General features: G+C 58.3%; 20 protein-coding genes. 14 read left to right on the top strand and 6 right to left on the bottom strand.

The window, feature by feature from the left end:
* Positions 1-129 precede the first annotated feature (129 nt).
* The 3 genes from C1N60_RS04925 (at position 130) to C1N60_RS04915 (ending at position 1,845) form a co-directional block, all read left to right on the top strand.
* Positions 130-609, top strand: a complete 480-nt coding sequence (locus C1N60_RS04925) for a hypothetical protein (protein WP_394521458.1) — start codon at positions 130-132, stop codon at positions 607-609.
* A gap of 191 nt (positions 610-800) precedes the next feature.
* Positions 801-986 (top strand): YegP family protein, encoded by a 186-nt coding sequence (locus C1N60_RS04920; RefSeq protein WP_021506487.1) that lies wholly within the window; start codon positions 801-803, stop codon positions 984-986.
* Between the two features lie 202 nt (positions 987-1,188).
* Positions 1,189-1,845, top strand: coding sequence for an epoxyqueuosine reductase QueH (locus C1N60_RS04915; RefSeq protein ID WP_031279356.1), 657 nt, complete (start codon positions 1,189-1,191; stop codon positions 1,843-1,845).
* A 37-nt stretch (positions 1,846-1,882) separates the two neighbouring features.
* Here the strand turns inward: C1N60_RS04915 and C1N60_RS04910 are convergent, their stop codons facing one another.
* On the bottom strand, positions 1,883-2,560 hold the full coding sequence (locus tag C1N60_RS04910) for an SDR family oxidoreductase (protein WP_394521457.1): 678 nt from the start codon (positions 2,558-2,560) through the stop codon (positions 1,883-1,885).
* Positions 2,561-2,719: 159 nt separating this feature from the next.
* Positions 2,720-5,443 carry a magnesium-translocating P-type ATPase gene (gene mgtA / locus C1N60_RS04905; RefSeq protein WP_394521456.1) on the bottom strand — a complete coding sequence of 908 codons (2,724 nt, stop codon included), beginning with the start codon at positions 5,441-5,443 and terminating at the stop codon, positions 2,720-2,722.
* A 751-nt stretch (positions 5,444-6,194) separates the two neighbouring features.
* Here mgtA and C1N60_RS04900 point away from each other — a divergent pair.
* The 6 genes from C1N60_RS04900 (at position 6,195) to speG (ending at position 11,785) form a co-directional block, all read left to right on the top strand.
* A complete protein-coding gene (locus tag C1N60_RS04900) occupies positions 6,195-7,763 on the top strand; it encodes an ABC transporter substrate-binding protein (protein ID WP_278426630.1) in 1,569 nt (522 codons plus the stop codon).
* On the top strand, positions 7,763-8,815 hold the full coding sequence (locus tag C1N60_RS04895) for an ABC transporter permease (protein WP_021506482.1): 1,053 nt from the start codon (positions 7,763-7,765) through the stop codon (positions 8,813-8,815). The genes C1N60_RS04900 and C1N60_RS04895 overlap by 1 nt, the downstream gene beginning before the upstream one ends.
* The gene (locus C1N60_RS04890; RefSeq protein WP_282995806.1) at positions 8,812-9,669 is read left to right on the top strand and encodes an ABC transporter permease; all 858 of its coding nucleotides are present in this window, start codon (positions 8,812-8,814) and stop codon (positions 9,667-9,669) included. The genes C1N60_RS04895 and C1N60_RS04890 overlap by 4 nt, the downstream gene beginning before the upstream one ends.
* A complete protein-coding gene (locus C1N60_RS04885; protein WP_104188765.1) occupies positions 9,659-10,492 on the top strand; it encodes an ABC transporter ATP-binding protein in 834 nt (277 codons plus the stop codon). The genes C1N60_RS04890 and C1N60_RS04885 overlap by 11 nt, the downstream gene beginning before the upstream one ends.
* A complete protein-coding gene (locus C1N60_RS04880; protein ID WP_058776474.1) occupies positions 10,485-11,150 on the top strand; it encodes an ABC transporter ATP-binding protein in 666 nt (221 codons plus the stop codon). The genes C1N60_RS04885 and C1N60_RS04880 overlap by 8 nt, the downstream gene beginning before the upstream one ends.
* 89 nt (positions 11,151-11,239) lie before the next feature.
* Positions 11,240-11,785, top strand: a complete 546-nt coding sequence (gene speG / locus C1N60_RS04875) for a spermidine N1-acetyltransferase (protein WP_021506478.1) — start codon at positions 11,240-11,242, stop codon at positions 11,783-11,785.
* 87 nt (positions 11,786-11,872) lie between these two features.
* Here speG and C1N60_RS04870 read toward each other — a convergent pair whose 3' ends face one another.
* The 4 genes from C1N60_RS04870 to C1N60_RS04855 all read right to left on the bottom strand — a co-directional run bounded on the left by C1N60_RS04870 (position 11,873) and on the right by C1N60_RS04855 (position 15,204).
* Entirely contained in the window at positions 11,873-12,295 is a 423-nt protein-coding gene (locus C1N60_RS04870; protein WP_058758247.1) for a hypothetical protein, read from the bottom strand.
* 99 nt (positions 12,296-12,394) lie between these two features.
* Positions 12,395-13,327 carry a homocysteine S-methyltransferase gene (gene mmuM, locus C1N60_RS04865; RefSeq protein WP_104188767.1) on the bottom strand — a complete coding sequence of 311 codons (933 nt, stop codon included), beginning with the start codon at positions 13,325-13,327 and terminating at the stop codon, positions 12,395-12,397.
* Positions 13,317-14,732 carry an S-methylmethionine permease gene (gene mmuP, locus C1N60_RS04860; RefSeq protein ID WP_058776476.1) on the bottom strand — a complete coding sequence of 472 codons (1,416 nt, stop codon included), beginning with the start codon at positions 14,730-14,732 and terminating at the stop codon, positions 13,317-13,319. The genes mmuM and mmuP overlap by 11 nt, the downstream gene beginning before the upstream one ends.
* A 133-nt stretch (positions 14,733-14,865) precedes the next feature.
* Entirely contained in the window at positions 14,866-15,204 is a 339-nt protein-coding gene (locus C1N60_RS04855; protein ID WP_021506475.1) for a DUF2002 family protein, read from the bottom strand.
* A gap of 149 nt (positions 15,205-15,353) precedes the next feature.
* On the opposite strand from C1N60_RS04855, the gene C1N60_RS04850 reads away from it, so the two are divergent.
* The 5 genes from C1N60_RS04850 (at position 15,354) to nrdF (ending at position 19,751) form a co-directional block, all read left to right on the top strand.
* Positions 15,354-15,671: a DUF883 family protein gene (locus tag C1N60_RS04850; protein WP_021506474.1), complete on the top strand. Its 318-nt coding sequence runs from the start codon at positions 15,354-15,356 to the stop codon at positions 15,669-15,671.
* A 343-nt stretch (positions 15,672-16,014) separates the two neighbouring features.
* Entirely contained in the window at positions 16,015-16,257 is a 243-nt protein-coding gene (gene nrdH, locus C1N60_RS04845) for a glutaredoxin-like protein NrdH (protein ID WP_104188769.1), read from the top strand.
* 4 nt (positions 16,258-16,261) lie between these two features.
* On the top strand, positions 16,262-16,666 hold the full coding sequence (gene nrdI / locus C1N60_RS04840; RefSeq protein WP_021506472.1) for a class Ib ribonucleoside-diphosphate reductase assembly flavoprotein NrdI: 405 nt from the start codon (positions 16,262-16,264) through the stop codon (positions 16,664-16,666).
* Between the two features lie 35 nt (positions 16,667-16,701).
* Positions 16,702-18,783 (top strand): class 1b ribonucleoside-diphosphate reductase subunit alpha, encoded by a 2,082-nt coding sequence (gene nrdE / locus C1N60_RS04835; protein ID WP_394521734.1) that lies wholly within the window; start codon positions 16,702-16,704, stop codon positions 18,781-18,783.
* Positions 18,784-18,791: 8 nt separating this feature from the next.
* Complete coding sequence (nrdF, locus tag C1N60_RS04830) at positions 18,792-19,751, top strand: class 1b ribonucleoside-diphosphate reductase subunit beta (protein WP_058781804.1); 960 nt, start codon at positions 18,792-18,794, stop codon at positions 19,749-19,751.
* The last annotated feature ends 229 nt before the right edge of the window (positions 19,752-19,980 follow it).

Here is a 19,980-nt window from a genome sequence, read left to right as displayed (position 1 = left end):
ACAGCGATTGCTCTGCATTCATTTGAGTCGAAAACGCCTGGTGCACTGCATCAGGCGTTTTTACATCATAAGCATATTAATCCGCAGCGAACTTAGTTAAATTTCATTCGCAGGAGCTGCTCTCGCGGCATGGCAAATGGGATGGATTTGGCGCTGATGCAAATAGTTAATGATGTATCTTTGGTTGAAGTGCAACACGCAACGGACCGCGAACAGGCGAAATCAGAGGTATTACTCAGCGGTAGTTCTACCGGCATAATCATCCCCGGAAAAATCCTTGAGGCAGCAGTTAAAGTTACTGATAACCGCTATGTGCTATTTGTCACGGATGACGTGCTCTACGAGGAATCACTAACGATTGTGCTGATTGATTTCTCTCAGGGCATTCAGGAAATTGTCACTATTGGCAATGAGTATAACTCCGGCACATTTGAGCAATTGCACATCAGTGACCATTCACTCCAGTTTCGTTTTATCGGTGATTATATCTGGAGCCTGAAACTGGAAGAATCACCGAAATTCCAGCTGCCATTTTTCAACGATCCGAAAGGTGTCTCCCGCAGTAAAGCATTTACCCGATTCATGAACATCACGGCTTTACCCGCGTGATAGACACGAACTCATTACCCCAAAAGGCCGCGATGCGGCCTTTTTTGTGCCTGCCAGCAACCGGATTAATACAAAACGCTGCGATCTCGCTCCTGGATTCGGGCAAATTCCTAATCAGTGATTGATTAATAAGCAGACTGCGCGAATAGTAAACGAACCGGCCATCGGGTGCCGGCACAAGGAGAAAGCACATGGGATATTACGTACTGAGAAAAAGTGATACAGCATTGTCACAGAAATACTGGTTTGTGCTTAAAGCCAGCAACGGCGAAACCATCGCCACCAGCGAGATGTACAGTTCCAAACAGGCGGCGGAAAACGGCATCCGCTCGGTGCAGCAGAACGGTGCGTCGACCACCATTCACGACGAGACCTGACCTGCGCAGTGATGCGCGAAGGTGGGTCATTGACCCTGCAAGCGGCGCAATGTATTACGCGATCAATTGCGCCGCTAAGCATCTCCGGCGAGCGGGTACCACGCAGTACCACAGCCCCCTCCCTGAAACGCCACCGACGCTTTGCATCGGCCGGCCTTTGCCCCTACACTTGCCGCATCGCCCTTAACCATTAATTAACTTTATGTCCGATACATTTCAACGCCAGCCGCTGCCCTTGCCGAATGGCCATAATAAAGTGCTGCTGCACTCCTGCTGCGCTCCCTGCTCGGGAGAAGTGATGGAAGCGATGCTGGCTTCCGGCATCGATTACACCATCTTCTTCTACAACCCGAACATCCATCCGCTGAAAGAGTACGAGCTGCGCAAAGAGGAGAACATCCGCTTTGCCGAGCAGTTTGGCGTGCCTTTTGTTGATGCCGATTACGACAAAGACAACTGGTTCGAGCGCGCGCGTGGCATGGAGTGGGAGCCGGAGCGCGGCGTGCGCTGCACCATGTGTTTCGACATGCGCTTCGAGCGCACCGCGCTGTACGCGCATGAACACGGCTTCCCGGTGATCACCAGTTCACTCGGCATTTCGCGCTGGAAGAATATGCAGCAAATCAACGACTGCGGCGTGCGCGCGGCGGCACGTTATCCGGATATGCTGTACTGGGAGTTTAACTGGCGTAAAGGTGGCGGTTCGTCGCGCATGATTGAGATCAGCAAGCGCGAGCGCTTCTATCAGCAGGAGTATTGCGGCTGCATCTATTCGCTGCGCGATACCAACCGCCACCGCGTGGCGAGCGGTCGCGAACGTATCGAAATCGGCGTGCAGTACTATTCGCCGGACGAGTAAGAAAAAAACCTGCTGGCGCTAACCAGCAGGTTAATCATTACCAGTTCAGCAGCTGGCCGCGGTAATCCACGTAATGATGGCCGCCACGCCCGCTAAACTGCTGCAGTTGCGTGACCATGCCCTGCGCACTCTCGGTGACGGTGATATCCGCGCCCTCACCGCCCATATCCGTTTTTACCCAGCCCGGATGCAGTGACAGCAATGTGCTGCCCTGCTGGTGCATCTGCGTCGCCAGCGCGCGGCTCAGCATATTCAGCGCCGCTTTGCTGGCTGAGTAGAACGGCATCGCCGCGTCACGGTTCTCGTTGAGGCTGGCGAGACGCGACGTGGTCAGGCCCAGCACGCTCTGTTTATCGCGCAGCAGCGGCAGCAGGCTCTCCGCCAGGCGCACCGGCGCCACCGCATTGGTAAAGAACAGTTCGCTGAGCTGCGCATCGTCCACGTCGCGCAGCTGTGACGCGTGCGGACCGAGAATCCCGGCGTTAATCAGGATGCAATCAAAGGGTGCGTTGCCGAGCTGCCGGACCAGCGCGTCACGCTGCGCGCCATCGGTGATATCCAGCGCCAGCCACTGCAGCTGCGGATGCTGAAACGAAACCGCCGTGGAACGGTAGGTGGCGGTCACCTGCCAGCCCGCCTGCAGTAGTTGCTGCACCACGGCCAGGCCAATGCCTTTTGACGCCCCAATAATCAATGCTCGCTGTTGTTGGCTCATCTGTCTCTCGCTGGTTGGTGTGCCACGAAAAAGGGCAGGATACCCTGCCCTGTTGTCCTTACCGGAACACTAACGTTAGCACGACGATGACCACCATAATTATCAGCAGGTGGCACACCGTTTTATCCAGGTTGCGTTGCTTCATCGCGCCTCCTGCACTCAGAACCACTGGCCAAAGCGCTTGATGTACAGCGTTTTCATACCCTGCGCCACCAGGCAGTAGCCGAGCAGCGTGGCCAGCAGCCAGGGGAAATAGCTCCATGGCAGCGGCACCAGGCCGACCATCGCGCCGAGCGGCGAGAACGGCAGCAGAATGCCGGCAATCATTACGCAGGCGGTGGTCAGCAGCACCGGTAGCGCCGCGCGGCTCTGGATAAACGGAATCTTGCGCGTGCGCAGCATGTGCACCACCAGCGTCTGCGACAGCAGCCCTTCCACAAACCAGCCGGACTGGAACAGTGACTGCATCGCTGGGGAATTCGCCGCGAACACGTACCACATCAGCGCAAAGGTGGTGATGTCAAAAATTGACGACGTTGGCCCAATCCACAGCATAAAGCGTTTGATGTTGCGCGCGTCCCATTTGCGTGGTTTGCGCAGGAACTCGCGATCCATTTTGTCCCACGGCAGCGCCAGCTGTGACAGATCGTACATCAGGTTCTGAATCAGCAGATGAATCGCCAGCATCGGCAGGAACGGAATGAATGCGCTCGCCACCAGCACCGAGAACACATTACCGAAGTTGGAACTGGCGGTCATGTTCAGGTACTTGATGATGTTGCCGAACGTCTCGCGCCCCTTCATAACGCCCTCTTCCAGCACCATCAAATCCTTTTCCAGCAGGATGATGTCTGAAGACTCTTTGGCGATGTCCGCCGCGCTGTCGACCGAGATCCCCACATCGGCGTCACGCAGCGCCGGCGCATCATTAATGCCGTCACCGAGAAAACCCACCGTATGGCCCTGCTGCTGCAGCGCACGCAGAATGCGTGACTTCTGCAGCGGTGTCAGTTTGGCAAACACCGAGCTGCGCGCCGCGGCCTGCGCCAGCTGCTCATCGCTCATCGCCGCAATCGCCTCGCCGGTGAGGATCTCGCCACAGTCGATGCCCACCTGCTGACAGATGCGCGCCGTCACTACCGGATTATCGCCGGTCAGCACTTTGACCGTTACGCCGTTCTCGTTCAGCGCGGTAATCGCCTTCGCCGCACTCTCCTTCGGCGGATCGAGGAAGGTCAGCAGCCCTTCGATGGTCAGCCCCTGCTCATCCGCGACGCTCAGCGCCTGTTGCAGACCTGGCTCCGCCAGCGCGCGGCTGGCCACCAGCAGTACGCGGAAGCCCTGCTGATTGTACTGATGCGCCAGCGCCAGCAGCTCAGCGCGACGGGTTTCATTGAGCGGCTGAATCAGTTTGCCTTCGCGTTCGGCGCTGGCAATGCTCAGCATCTCTTCGACCGCGCCCTTACAGATCAGCATCTGCTGGTTGAGGCGGCGGTCACGCACCACCACTGAAACGCGACGACGCACAAAATCAAACGGCAGCTCATCCACTTTGCTGTAGTAGTCGCTCATGTCCGCGCTGATGCGTCCTTTGCCGTAGCGCAGGATGGCGCGATCCATCAGGTTAGGCGTGCCGCTCTGGTAATGGCTATTGAGCCAGCTCAGCATCAGGACGCGCGAGTTCTCTACCCCGGCACAATCGAGATGATGCTCCAGGATGATGTTGTCCTGCGTCAGCGTGCCGGTTTTGTCGGTACACAAAATGTCCATGGCGCCGAGGTTCTGGATCGCGTTCAGGCGTTTGACGATCACTTTTCGGCGCGACATGGCAATCGCCCCTTTGGCCAGATTCGAGCTGACAATCATCGGCAGCATTTCCGGCGTCAGTCCCACCGCCACCGCCAGCGCGAACAGCGAAGCATCCAGCCAGTCGCCTTTGGTCAGGCCGTTAATCAGCAGCACCACCGGCACCATCACCAGCATGAAGCGAATCAGCAGCCAGCTGACGCTGTTGACGCCGCGATCGAAAGCGGTTTGTGTGCGGTTACCAACAATCGATTTCGCCAGGCTGCCGAAGTAAGTTTCCCCGCCGGTCGCCACCACCACCGCTTTGGCGCTGCCACTGGAGACATTAGTGCCCATCAGGCATACGCTGCCCAGTTCCAGCAGCGATGCATCTTTGTCGCTGGCGCTGGCCTGCTTGCTGGCTACGTGGCCGGTGACATCATATTTCTCCACCGGCAGCGATTCGCCGGTCAGAATCGCCTGGCTGATAAACAGATCGCGTGAGTCGAGCAGCCGCACATCGGCGGGTACCAGATCGCCCGCCGACAGATAGATGATATCGCCAGGCACCAGGCTGGTGATATCCACTTCCTGTTTCTGCGGCGCCTGCTGCGCCGATTCCCGGCGCAGCACGGTGGCGGTGGTGCGTACCATCGATTTCAGCGCCTGTGCCGCTTTGTTGGTGCGAAACTCCTGCCAGAAGCGCAGCAAACCGCTGAGCGTTACCATCGTCACAATGATGATGACACCGGTCAGGTCGGTCTCCTCGCCATGGCGCAGCGGCATCCAGTAGTCGGTGAAAAAGCTCACCAGCGCCAGCGCCAGCAGCACATAGATGAACGGATTATTGAAAGCCTGGATCAGCTGTACCAGCGCCGGTGGCGCTTTATCATGCTCTACCTGATTACGACCATAAATCTGCAGCCGCGCTTCCGCTTCGCGTTCGACCAGCCCCAGCGCATCGCTGCGCAGGCGCAGCAGCGTTTCGTCGGCGGTAAAAGCGGCTTCGTCTTCAATCAGATAGCGTGCGGTTTTCTGACGTGCCGGACGCACGGTGTTCCAGGCTTTTTTTTCCTGGTTGAGTTTCATGTCAGTCATGATGACACTCCTCGTTTATTTTTTTACGGCAATAACGATCCCTGCGCGCCAGGCGCACAAGTCGAAAACATTAATTGTCACGGCGTGACCGGATTAAATTAAAAATAACCTGTCGGGAATTTCCATATTACCTCCCGGAAATAATGGGCGAAGAAAGTCGCTCGCTGAATAACGAGTGAAATAACATAATCCTGGATAACGCTGCGCGCAGCAGCAGCCTGAAGCGGCTTAACGCGCAGGGAAGCTCAGCACGCTGAAGATCAGCGCGCGCATCGAGGCGGAGGGAAAAGTGCGTTTAAAATCATGTGCATGATGCTATTCCCACGGGCATCAGCCCGCTGTGGTGTCATTATCAGGGAACAATCATCAGAAACAGGTGAGGATTGCTGCCCGCCATGTTGGCAAGCAGCGACAAAAGAATTCGCGCGTCAGCTTGCCTTGTATTGCCATCGATAAGGGTGACTGTCCAACTGAATTCTCCTGTGTGAAGTTGCGGCTATTATAGGAGGGCGAAAAGCGAAGTAAAGTTAATTATTCCGGGGTTCAGGTTGATTTAATTTTCGTTGCGATTTGGTTGATAAAGCGTGCGGATATAAGGTGCGCCAGATTAATCCGATCGCATTGCGCCCTCTTGCTTATAACTGAAGCGCACCGCTTAGAACCTTACGGCATATGCATAGCCATAAATTGACTATTCTTCACTGTAGCGCTCTCGTAAACTCGCGTTACTTTTTTAAGGCAAGGAAACAACATGAAAAAAATTATTCCCTCACTGCTGGCGCTGTCGCTGGTAGCCGCCTTCTCTGCGCAGGCCGCCACGCCGAAAGATACGCTGGTGATTGCGCAGTCTACGGATGATGCGGACAGCTTTGATCCGGCCCAGGGCTTTGAACTGACCACGGTGCAAGCGTTCACTAACATTTATCAGCGCCTGGTGCAGTCCGATCCGGCCAATCCGACCGATCTTAAGCCAACGCTGGCGACGTCGTGGCAGCCGGGCAGCGATAACCGCAGCCTGACGTTTGCGCTGCGCAAAGACGCGAAGTTTGCCAGCGGTAACCCGCTGCGCCCGGAAGATGTCATCTTCTCGCTGGGCCGCGTGGTGAAACTCAACCTCGATCCGTCCTTTATTCTGACCCAGCTCGGCTGGAACAAAGACAACGTTGACAGCTTCCTGAAAAAGGTCGATGAAGACCACGTACAGATTAGCTGGAGCGCCAACGTCAGCCCGGCCTACGTGCTGAGCCTGCTGTCCGCGCCGGTCTCCTCGATCGTTGATGAAAAAACCGCGCAGGCCAACGCCAAAAACGGTGATTTCGGCCACGCGTGGCTCGGCACCCACTCGGCCGGCAGCGGCCCGTTCCAGATTCGTAAAGTGGTGCTGCATGAAGCGATACTGCTCAGCGCCAACCCGACCTCACCGGCCGGTGCACCGAAGCTGAAAAACATTCTGATCAAAAACGTGCCGGAGCCGGCAGCGCGCCGTCTGCTGCTGGAACAGGGCGATGTCGATATCGCGCGTAACCTCGGTGCTGACCAGATCGCTGCGCTGAAGGGCAAAGCCGGCGTGAAGACCGAAGCGATTCCGATGGCGTCGCTCTACTACATTCAGTTCAATGTCGGTGCCAATCCGGTACTGAAGAACCCGGCGCTGTGGGAAGCGGCACGTTACCTGTTCGACTACAAAGGTATCGCCAATGACCTGCTGAAAGGCCAGTTTGAAGTGCATCAGACCTTCCTGCCGAAGGGTTTCCCCGGTGCGCTGAACGACACGCCTTACAGCTACGATCCGGAGAAAGCCAAAGCGATTCTGCAAAAGGCCGGCCTGACCAACGTCAGCTTTAAGCTCTCCACCAGCAATCAGCCGCCGTACCTTGATATCGCGCAGGCGCTGCAGGGCAGCTTCGCCAAAGGCGGCGTGAAGGTGGAAGTGCAGCCGGGCTTAAGCTCTGAAGTCTCCACCCGCGTGAAGGCGCATCAGTATGAAGCTACGCTCAACGCCTGGGGCGCGGATTATTTCGACCCGAACACCAACGCTGCGTCCTTCGCATACAATCCGGAAGATGGCAGCAAAACCATTGCTTACCGTTCAGACTGGCACATCCCGGAGCTGAGCAAACAGACGCTGGCGGCGACGGCCGAAGCCGACAGCAATAAGCGCGTTGCGCTTTATCAGGCGATGCAGCGCGAAGTGCTGAAGAACTCGCCGTACGTGATTGGCCTGCAGGCGCGTAACCTGATTGCGCTGCGCGACAATCTGCAGGGCTATGTGCAGGGGATCAACCCGGACATGGTGTATTACGCGCAGGTTTCGAAGTAATGGCAGCGTCAGCGTCATCGGCCGGGTTCGCCCGGCCACTCTGGCAGCGCTTCAGCCGCCTCGTCACCAGTCTGCTGTCGCTGCTGGTGACGCTGGTGGGTTTGTTAGCGTTTACTTTCATGCTGTCGCACCTGTCGCCAGTCGACCCGGTACAACAAATCGCCGGCGATCACGCCAGCGAGGCCACCTATGCTCAGGTGCGTCACGACCTGGGACTGGATCAGCCGGTGCTGGTGCAGTTCTGGCGCTATATCAGCCATCTGGCGCAGGGCAATCTCGGCCTGTCGCACCTGACCAATCAGCCAGTCAGCGCCGACCTGATGCGCACCTTCCCCGCCACGCTTGAGCTGGCGACCTGTTCGATGATTTTCGCTGCGGTGTTCGGCGTGACGCTCGCGCTGCTGGCGGCGTGGAAACCGGGCAGCGTCATTGATAACGTGGCGCGCTTTATCTCGCTGCTGGGCTACTCGGTGCCGGTGTTCTGGCTCGGCCTGCTGGGCCTGCTGCTGTTCTACGCCGTGCTGCACTGGTCCGCCGGTCCGGGCCAGCTGGATGATATATGGATTTATACCCTTGAACCGAAGACCGGCTTTGTACTGATTGATAGCTGGCTCTCCGGCGATGCGGAAATGTTTCGCAACGCGATTGCCCATCTGTGGCTGCCGGTGGTGATTCTCGGCCTGCTGGCGATGGCAGGCATTACGCGCCTGCTGCGCGCGGCACTGCTGGAAGAGAGCAGCAAAGAGTATGTGGTGCTGGCGCGCGCGAAAGGCGCTGGCCGGGCGCGCATTCTGCTGCGTCATATTTTCCCCAACGTGCTGGGCACGCTGATCACCGTTATCGCCCTCTCCTACGCCACGCTGCTGGAAGGGTCCGTGCTGACGGAAACCGTATTCGCCTGGCCGGGCGTCGGTCGCTACATGACCAACGCGCTGTTTTCCGCGGATGTTCCGGCGATTCTCGGCGCTACGTTGCTGATTGGCAGCTGCTTTATCCTGCTCAATGCCGTGGCCGACGCTCTCACCTGGTTAACCGATCCGAGAACCCGATGACTCAACAACTTCATGAACTGGAAACCGTGCGCCCGCGCCGGCGCCGGGCGCGTATCACTTCGCTGACCATCGGCCTGACGCTGGTGATCGTGCTGGTGGTCATGGCGCTGCTGGCACCGCTGCTGGCGCCGTTTGATCCTAACGCGCAGGTGATTGAACAGCGTCTGCTGGCACCATCTGCGCTGCACTGGTTCGGCACCGACGGCTTCGGGCGCGATTTATTGTCGCGCGTGATTTACGGCGCACGTCCGACGCTGCTGCTGGTGTCGCTGATCCTGGTGCTGACTATCCCGGTTGGCCTGTTAGTCGGCATCACCGCCGGCTACGTCGGCGGCTGGACCGAACGCGTGCTGATGCGCATCACCGATATTTTTCTGTCGCTGCCCAACCTGGTGATTGCGCTGGCGCTGGTGGCGATGCTGGGTCCGGGCCTGATGAACGGCGCGCTGGCGCTGGCACTCACCAGCTGGCCGCCGTTTGCCCGGCAGGCACGCGCGGAAACCCTGGCATTGCGCCGCAGCGATTACCTCGCCGCCGCGCGCATGCAGGGTATTACCGGCCTGCGCCTGATGTTTGGCCACATTCTGCCGCTCTGCCTGCCGACCGCCGTGGTGCGTGCCGCGCTGAGCCTCGGCGGGATTATTCTTTCTGCCGCCGGGCTGGGCTTCCTCGGCATGGGCGTACAGCCGCCAACCGCCGAATGGGGCTCGATGGTAGCAGAAGGCAGTAAAGTGATTTTCGACCAATGGTGGGTGGCGGCAGCGCCCGGCGCAGCCATTCTGTTCGCCAGCCTGGCGTTTAACCTGACAGGCGACGGCCTGCGTGACCGACTGGATACCCGCCATGCCAAATGATCTGTTAATTGATGCGCAGGGGCTGACGATTCGCAGCCACGACGCGCTGCTGGTGGATAACATCAGCTTTACCCTTGGCCGCGAACGCGTGGCTCTGGTCGGTGAATCCGGCTCGGGCAAATCCCTGACCGCGCGTGCGCTGATGGGCCTGCTGTCGCCCGCGCTGCAGCTGCAGGCTGACCAGCTGCAGGTGGCGGGCGCAGACGCCCTGCACCTGCGCGAGCGCGACTGGATTGGCCTGCGCGGCGGCAAAGTGGCGATGGTCATGCAGGATCCGAAATACGCGCTCAACCCGACGCGCACCATTGGCTGGCAGGTTGAAGAGCCGCTGGTGCTGCACCGCAAGCTGAGCCGTGCCGAGCGCAAAGAGAAAGTGTGCGAGATGCTGGACGCGGTGGGCCTGCCCGAGCCGCGCCAGCTGATGAAGCGCTATCCGCATCAGCTCTCAGGCGGCATGGGCCAGCGCGTGATGCTGGCGATCGCGCTGATTACCGATCCCGATCTGCTGATTGCCGATGAGCCGACCTCGGCGCTCGATCACGCCATGCGCGATCAGGTGCTGGCGCTGATTCGTCGTCTGGTGGAGCAGCGCAATATGGGCCTGCTGCTGATCAGTCACGATCTGCAACAGGTTTCCGAGCACTGTCAGCGGGTGATGGTGATGTACAAAGGCCGCCTGCTGGACACCCTGCCGGCGGCGCAGCTGTCAGACGCCAGCCATCCTTATACCCGCACGCTGTGGGCCTGCCGTCCGGGTAAAGCGACGCACGGCGAACGCCTGCCGGTGCTGGATCGCGCGGCGCTGGAGAAGATGCATGATTGAATTAGCTAACCTGAGCGTCTCGCATAAACAGGGTTATGAACTGCGCACCGTGGTGCACGATGTGAACCTGCAGGTGGCGGCCGGCGAGTGTTTCGGTCTGGTGGGGCCTTCCGGCTGCGGTAAATCGTCGCTGCTGTGGGTAATGGCCGGACTGAATCCGCACTGGCACGGCCAGATGACGCTGGCGAATACCGCCGTGCAGCCAGGCAAACCCTTTACCGGCCAGCTGCGGCGCGATGTGCAGATGGTGTTTCAGGATCCCTACGCTTCGCTGCATCCGCGCCACCGGCTGCGCCGCACGCTGGCGGAACCGCTTAAGCTGCTGCGACGCGATAACATCGACGATCGCATCAACGCGGGCTTCCGCCATGTCGGGCTGGATCCGGCGCTGGCGGATCGCTATCCGCATCAGCTGTCCGGCGGACAGCGTCAGCGCGTGGCCATTGTGCGTGCCCTGCTGCTGGAGCCTAAGATCCTGCTGCTGGATGAGCCTACGTCGGCGCTGGATATGTCGGTGCAGGCCGAGATCCTGAATCTGCTTAACGATCTCAAACAGAATGATGGCCTGACGATGGTGCTGGTCAGCCACGATCCTGACGTGATCGATCATATGTGCGATCGCGCCGCGCGCATGGCGCAGGGCCGGATTGTTGGTTAGCATGGCATGAGCGCAACGCGGCGCAGTTTATCCCGAAGGTAGATTGCGCCGCTGCCCAACAGCCATTCAGTCATCTAAAGGAACACCGTATGACGGTAAAATTACGTCCGCTGGAGCGGGAAGATCTGCACTTTGTCCATCAGCTGGATAACAATGCCAGCGTGATGCGCTACTGGTTTGAAGAGCCGTACGAAGCGTTTGTGGAGCTTTCTGACCTGTATGACAAGCACATCCACGATCAGACCGAGCGGCGCTTTGTGGTGGAACACGACGGGCAAAAAGCCGGGCTGGTCGAGCTGGTGGAGATCAACCACGTGCATCGCCGGGCGGAGTTTCAGATCATCATCGACCCGGCGCATCAGGGCAAGGGCTTAGCCAGCAGAGCGGCAAAGCTGGCGATGGATTACGGCTTTTCGGTGCTCAATCTCTACAAGCTGTATCTGATTGTCGATCAGGAGAACGAGAAGGCGATTCATATCTACACCAAGCTCGGTTTCGAGGTGGAAGGCGTGCTGAAGCACGAGTTTTTCATCAACGGCGAGTACCGCAACACCATCCGCATGTGCATTTTCCAGCAGCAGTACCTGGCACAGCATAAATCCGGTAATGCGATGGTGAAACCTACCGCGCAATAATAACCATCGGCACGAACCGTAGCGGCGCAATTTATTGCGCGTATTTAACTAAGCGCGATAAATCGCGCCGCTACGCATCCGTGCAAATTAACCGCCGCGTGCGCCGACCACGTTGAGATGCGGCTGCGGGTGCGCTGGCTTCAGGTCATACATACCACCATAAAACGGATCGACCACCAGCCAGCCTGGGAAACCGAGCAGCGGAATATTGCCCAGCACGTACCACAGGTTGGCGCTGGCCTCGATGGGCAGCGTCAGCGGCACGTAGCCCGGACTCTCCAGCATCACCTGATAATGTTTCTTACCGAAATAGGTGCCATTGGATTTCGCCAGATCCACCGTCTGCGGCGTATAGCCCTGCGCCACCGCGCGGCCGGTTTCATCCTGCACGGTGAAACGCGCGCCCTGCGGCACAGAGTCAATTTTTACCGGTTGCGTTTCGGTGCCGACAATCGTGGCACAGCCGCTCAGCAGCAGCGCGCAGGCGGGAAGAAGATGTCGCAGGTTCATAGCAGGTCCGCTTCAGAATCAGAAAGGACAGTCTAAACTGCCCTCTCGACCTTTTCACTCGCCTCAATCGCGCTATCAGTGGCGCTTTTCTGCGCTTTATTACGGTTGACAACAGGCGGCAATCGCCGCGATATCCTGCGGCGTGGTGCGGCAGCAGCCGCCAATCAGCCGTGCGCCCGCCTGTTGCCACTCGGGGAACTTATCGTGCAGCGTGCAGCCAGACGGCGCCGAGTGCCAGCTTTTGCTGACCGCATCATACTGCTCGCCGGAGTTAGGATAGACCAGCAGCGGCTTGTCCGTCAGCGCCTGTAGCGTTTGCAGCGCCGGCGTCACGCTCTCCAGCGCCACGCAGTTGAGGCCGACAGCGACCACCTGCGGCGCGGCATTGATGACTTCCGCCACCTTGCTCAGCGGCGTGCCGTCACTCAGGTGTTGCGCATCGCGCAGCGTGAAGGAGAACCACGCGCTGCTGTGCGGAAACTCCGCCAGCAGGCTAATCAGCGCCTGAATTTCACCAAACGACGGCAGCGTTTCACACGCCAGCAAATCCACGCCCGCCTCCAGCAGCGCCGCCACGCGCGGACGGTGGAAATCTTTCATTTCGGCAGCCGGCAAGGCGTAGTCGCCGCGATACTCGGCGCCGTTGGCCAGATAAGCGCCATAAGGACCGACCGATCCGGCCACCAGCAGCGGTGCCTGGCTGCCTGTGGTGGCACGATAATCGTCGCGCGCCCGCTGGGCCAGCGCCACGCTCTGGCGGATCAGCGCGCTGGCCTGGCCGCTATCCAGTCCGCGGGCGGCGAAGCCCAGCGGCGTCGCCTGATAGCTGGCGGTGATCGCCACATTAGCGCCGGCGGCGAAGTAGTCATAGTGCACCTGATAAATCAGCTCGGGATTTTCCATCAGCACTTTGGCTGACCACAGCGTATCGGCCAGATTACAGCCGCGCGCTTCCAGCTCTGTCGCCAGCGCGCCATCCAGAATCAGGGTATCAGTGTGGGTCAGGGCCGCAGCGATGGGGTTACGCGACATCATCGGTCTCCTTAGCGTTGAAAGCGTGTTGGCGTTTTTGCGTCAGATAATAAGCAGCGTAGCAGAACAGTACAAAAGGAATGCCGCACCATAGCGCGATGCGCTGTGACGGGTCAAAGGCCAGCCCGATGCACGCCAGCAGACACAGGGTAAATCCGAGGATCGGCACCAGCGGATAGAACGGCGCGCGGTACGCCAACTGCTGCGGCGCATTGCCCGCCTGCAGATAGCGGCGACGGAACATGTAGTGTGAGGCGCAAATGCTCAGCCACACCGCCACCACGGCAAAGCCGGAAATCGCTGACAGCGCCACAAACACCGTATCCGGGGCGATCACGCTGGAAAACAGCGCCAGCAGGCCGCCGAGCATACTCACGGTGATGGCCAGCTGCGGAATGCCACGCCGGTTGACCCGGGCAAAGCAGCGCGGCAGCGTGTTTTCATTGGCCAGCGACCACAGCATCCGTCCCGAGGCGTACAGTCCGGAGTTTGCCGCTGACAGGATCGCGGTGAGGATCACGAAGTTGAAAATATCCGCCGCGTACGGGATGCCTATCTTTTCGAACACCAGTACGAACGGACTTTTAACGATGCCCGCCTGATCCATCGGGATCAGCGCGGCCAGCACAAAGACCGTGCCGATAAAGAAGATGATCAGGCGCGCCACGGTGGTGCGAATCGCCAGCGGCAGCGCTTTCTGCGGCTGCTCGGTTTCACCCGCCGCAATGCCGATCAGCTCGGTCCCGGAGAAGGCAAAATTCACCGCCACCATGGTCATCAGAATCGGCAGCGTACCGTGCGGTAGCCAGCCGGAAGCCGTCAGGTTATGTAATCCCGGTGCCGCGCTGCCGTCTTTCATCGGGATGAACCCCAGCATCGCCGCCGCGCCCAGCACGATAAAGGCAATGATGGTGATCACTTTAATGATGGAGAACCAGAACTCCCCCTCGGCAAAGAAGCGCGTCGAAACACTATTCAGCAGATAGATGGCGACACAGAACACCAGGCACCACAGCCACACAGGCACCGTCGGGAACCAGTACTGCATGCAGAAACCGGCGGCGGTGAGGCTGGAGCCGAGCGCCACCGTCCAGGTGAGCCAGTAGAGCCAGGCCACGGTGTAACCGGTCGCCGGACTGAGGTAGCGCGCGGCGTAGACGTGAAACGCGCCGGTTTCCGGCATCGCCACCGCCAGCTCGCCAAGACACACCATCACCAGCCATACCACCAGCGCACCAATCAGATAGGCCAGCAGCGTGCCCGCTGCGCCGGTGGTGGAGATGATGTAGCCGGTGTTGAAAAACAGCCCGGTGCCAATCACGCCGCCGAGCGACAGCATCACCAGATGCCGCACCTTCATGCTGCGCTTGAAGTTTGCCTGCGAAGGCGTCGGTTCAGTTTGCATTCTTTATATCCATATGGACGTCTAAACTTCTATATGGACACAGAGTTATACGCATCCGCGCGGCAATTTGCAACGTGGGAAAAGGTAAGGATTGGGAAAGCGTGTGCGGCCCCGCCGCGACGGGGCACACCAGTCAGGCGCCGAAGACGCCCTGCAGATAACGCTCCAGCGCCATGCGCGAGCTAAAACCGTGGGGAATACCGTAGTGCTCCTGCGAATCCCCCATCAGGTAGAGAGGGAACTGCGTGTAGTGGTCGCAGGTTTTCATCTCTGATGCGGGTTCAGCGAAGTGCTGACTTTTTTCTTTCAGGGTGGGATGAATGATCAACGCTGTGCGCCCCATGCGGGCTTCGCGATTCACATAGACATAGTTTTCGCCACGGCGATAACCATAAGTTTTGGGTGTCAGGACGTCCATTTCGAATCCTGCTTTTTCCAGTACGCGCGCTACCTCATCCGGACGTAAATACATGCTTGCTCCTCTCTTCTCACAGCCCCGCAACCTTACATCAGCACGACAGCACAGGACATTCGGAATTTCCCTAAAGCCTGGCACACGGCTGCGTTTAGTCACGTTTCGTCTACACTTAGTATTACGTTTTAAGTCAAAGGGAGCGAAAAATGTTTAATCGAACCAGCAAAAACGATGACATTGATATTAATCAGGATGTAAACGAACTGGCCGATTCGCTGGAAGCCTTACTGAAATCTTATGGCAGTGAAGCCAAAGATGAAGTGGATAGCGCACGCAGCCAGGCGCAGGCCCTGCTGAAACAGACGCGCGCTAAACTGAACGGCAGTGGCAACCGCGTGACTCAGGCCGCGCGCGATGCGGGTTATCAGGTGGATGCCTACGTGCATGACAAACCGTGGTACGGCGTGGGTGTCGGTGCCGCCGTCGGTCTGGTGCTGGGCGCGCTGCTGATGTCACGCCGCTAAACCGCTAAAAATCATCAGGAGCCTCGCGCATGCGGGGCTTTTTTTTGCGCGTCACTCCGCATTAGCGCGCCAATGCGGCCGCTGCCAGGCTGGTTAAAATTGCCGCAAAACCCTTTACAAAAATTTTTTCCCTGCGCCAGGGCGCATCATCGCTGGCATTCGCCCTAATCCGGCTGCTTAAATCACAAAACCCTATATCTGGTGGGCTTGACCACCAATACCACTACATCTAGTATTCAACACATCAACTCGCTACCAGATGTCAGCAGGGACGACGTTCGCAGCAAAAGGGTTTTTGCTTCGTATCTCGCAACCTGACCACAACCAGAGGGAAATACGAATCATGCGCATTATTATTTACACCAAGAACCAATGTGTCCAGTGTGACGCCACCAAAAATGCCATGGATCGCAGTGGCATCGACTACCAGCTGATTAACCTCGATACCCAACCGGAAGCCATCGATCAGCTCAAATCGCTCGGCTATCGCCAGGTGCCCGTCGTGATGACGCACAACGACCACTGGAGCGGCTTCCGTCCCGACAAAATCGCCGGCCTGCGCCAGCTCGCTGCCGTCGGGGGATAAAGCGATGTTTCCACTGGTCTATTTTTCCAGCCAGTCGGAAAACACGCACCGGTTTATCACCCGTCTCGGCCTGCCTGCGCGGCGTATTCCGCTCGACGCCACGCAGCGCCTGCACATCGACCAGCCCTACATTTTAGTGGTGCCGAGCTACGGCGGCGGCAGTGCGCGTGGGGCAGTGCCGAAACAGGTGATTCAGTTCCTTAATGATGACGCCAACCGGCGCGGTATTCGCGGTGTGATTGCTGCGGGCAATCGCAACTTTGGCGCGGGCTTCTGCCTGGCGGGCGACATCATTGCGCAGAAATGTCAGGTTCCCTATCTCTACCGCTTTGAACTGATGGGAACCGCCGACGATATTGCCCATGTTAAAGCGGGAGTGACCCAATTTTGGCAACGACAGACACCCTGAACAGCACACAGCTGGACTACCACGCGCTCAACGCGATGCTGAACCTGTATGACGCCGATGGCCGCATCCAGTTCAGCAAAGATCATGAAGCCACACGCCAGTTTTTCCAGCAGCACGTCCATCCCAACAGCGTGCCATTCGACTCGCACGGCGAGCGTCTGCGCTATCTGGTGGCCGAAGGCTATTATGAAGCCGGGGTGCTGAACCAGTACGATTTCGCCTTCCTGTGCCAGCTGCACGAAGAGGCTGACGCCTGGGGCTTCCGTTTTCACACCTTCCTCGGTGCGTGGAAGTTTTATACCAGCTACACGCTAAAAACCTTCGACGGCAAACGCTATCTGGAAACCTTTGAGCAGCGCGCCTGCATGGTGGCGCTGACGCTGGCGCGCGGTAATGAAACGCTGGCGCGGGAACTGCTGGCCGAGATGCTGAGCGGTAGCTTCCAGCCGGCTACGCCGACCTTCCTCAACTGCGGTAAACAGCAGCGCGGCGAGCTGGTCTCCTGTTTTCTGCTGCGCATTGAAGACAATATGGAGTCGATTGGCCGCGCGGTGAACTCGGCGCTGCAGCTGTCGAAGCGTGGTGGCGGCGTGGCGTTTCTGCTCTCCAACCTGCGTGAATCCGGCGCGCCGATTAAGCGCATTGAAAATCAGTCGTCCGGCGTAATTCCGGTGATGAAGATGCTGGAAGATGCGTTCTCCTACGCCAATCAGCTTGGTGCGCGTCAGGGCGCGGGCGCGGTGTGGCTGAATGCGCACCATCCGGATATCCTGCGCTTCCTCGATACCAAACGTGAAAACGCTGACGAGAAGATCCGTATCAAAACGCTGTCGCTCGGCGTGGTGATTCCGGATATCACCTTCCAGCTGGCCAAAGAGAACCGCGATATGGCGCTGTTTTCGCCTTACGATGTTGAGCGTATTTATGGCAAGGCGTTTGCTGATATCAGCATCAGCGAGTACTACGAGGCGATGCTGGCCGACGATCGCATCCGTAAAACCTTCATCAAGCCGCGCGACTTCTTCCAGACGCTGGCGGAAATTCAGTTTGAGTCCGGCTATCCCTACATCATGTATGAGGACAGCGTGAACCGCAGCAACCCGATTGCCGGTCGCATCAACATGAGTAACCTGTGTTCAGAGATCCTGCAGGTTAACAGCGCCAGCGAGTATCACGACGACCTGAGCTATCGCCGCGTCGGCAAAGATATCTCCTGTAACCTCGGCTCCCTGAATATCGCCCACGCCATGGATTCGCGTAATCTGGCGCAAACCGTGGAAGTGGCGGTGCGCGCGCTGACGGCGGTTTCCGAGATGAGTGACATCACCTCCGTGCCGTCGGTGGCGGAAGGCAATCGCCGTTCGCACGCTATCGGTCTCGGGCAGATGAACCTGCACGGCTATCTGGCGCGTGAAGGCATGGCTTACGGTTCGCCAGAGGCGCTGGATTTCACCAACCTCTATTTCTACTGCGTGACCTATCACGCCCTGCGCACCTCTAACCTGCTGGCGCAGGAGCGCGGCGCGAGCTTTGACGGCTTTGCGCAGTCGCAGTACGCCAGCGGCGCCTATTTCGACAAATATACCCAACACAGCTGGCAGCCGCGTACTGCCCGGGTGGCGCAGATTTTTGCCGATGCCGGCATCGCCCTGCCCGACCAGGCGGACTGGCAGGCGCTGCGTGCGTCGGTAATGCAGCACGGTTTGTATAACCAGAACCTGCAGGCGATCCCGCCGACCGGCTCCATCTCTTATATCAACCACGCCACGTCGAGCATCCACCCGATTGTGTCGCGCATTGAGATCCGTAAAGAGGGCAAAACCGGCCGTGTCTATTACCCGGCTCCGTTTATGACCAATGACAACCTTGAGCTGTATCAGGATGCTTACCAGATTGGTCCCGAAGCGATTATTGATACTTACGCCGAAGCCACCCGGCACGTCGATCAGGGACTGTCTCTGACGCTGTTTTTCCGCGATGACGTCACGACGCGCGATATCAACAAAGCGCAGATCTACGCCTGGAAGAAAGGCATCAAAACCCTCTATTACATTCGACTGCGTCAGATGGCGCTACAAGGCACGGAGGTACAGGGCTGCGTTTCCTGTGCACTGTGATGATGACTATGCAACTTAAACAGATTCAGGCGATTAACTGGAACCGCATTCAGGACGAGAAAGATCTCGAAGTGTGGAACCGTCTTACCAGCAACTTCTGGCTGCCGGAGAAAGTGCCGCTGTCCAACGATCTGCCGGCATGGCAGTCGCTCGACCCGCAGCAGCAGCAGCTGACGATTCGGGTGTTTACCGGTCTGACGCTGCTCGACACCATTCAGAACGTCATTGGCGCACCGGGACTGATGGAAGATGCGCTGACGCCGCACGAAGAGGCGGTGCTGTCGAACATCAGCTTTATGGAAGCGGTTCACGCGCGCTCTTACAGTTCGATCTTCTCCACGCTGTGTAACACCGCCGACGTGGATGCCGCCTACCGCTGGAGTGAGGAGAATACCGCCCTGCAGAACAAGGCGAAAATCGTGCTGGATCACTACCGCGCCAGCGATCCGCTGAAGAAGAAAATCGCCAGCGTCTTTCTGGAGTCGTTCCTGTTTTACTCCGGCTTCTGGCTGCCGATGTACTGGTCAAGCCGCGGCAAGCTGACCAACACCGCCGATCTGATTCGACTGATTATCCGTGATGAAGCAGTACACGGTTATTACATCGGCTATAAGTACCAGAAAGCGCTGGAAACCGTTGACGACGCGCGCCGCGCTGAGCTGCAGCAGTTCGCCATCGATTTACTGCTGGCGCTGTATGAAAACGAGGTGGTGTACACCGAAGCGCTGTATGCCGACGTGGGCTGGGCTGAAGAGGTGAAAACCTTCCTGCATTACAATGCCAACAAGGCGCTGATGAACCTGGGTTACGAAGCGCTGTTCCCGGCGGAGCTGACGGCGGTGAATCCGGCGATTCTGTCGGCGCTGTCGCCCAACGCCGATGAAAACCACGATTTCTTTTCGGGTTCCGGTTCATCCTATGTGATGGGCAAAGCGGTTGAAACCGAGGACGAGGACTGGAATTTTTAGTCGCGTGCGGTGCGCGGTAAGTGGGCGCATTGCACCGTAAGCGGTGCGCATCAATGCGCACCCTACGGTTGGGTTAATCATGTCGCCTGAAATGCACCCGGCGGTTAGGTTGATGCATCTGTAGGGTCGGCATTTATGCCGACCGGAACCCGCCCGCAGCGGTAATATTGATGCATCTGTAGGGTCGGCATTCATGCCGACCGGAACGCGCCCCAGCGGTTAGGTTGAT

Source organism: Pantoea sp. SGAir0184 (assembly GCF_043544755.1).
The sequence above is the reverse complement of the archived record's forward strand: the minus strand, read 5'-3'. Positions and strand labels throughout refer to the sequence as shown.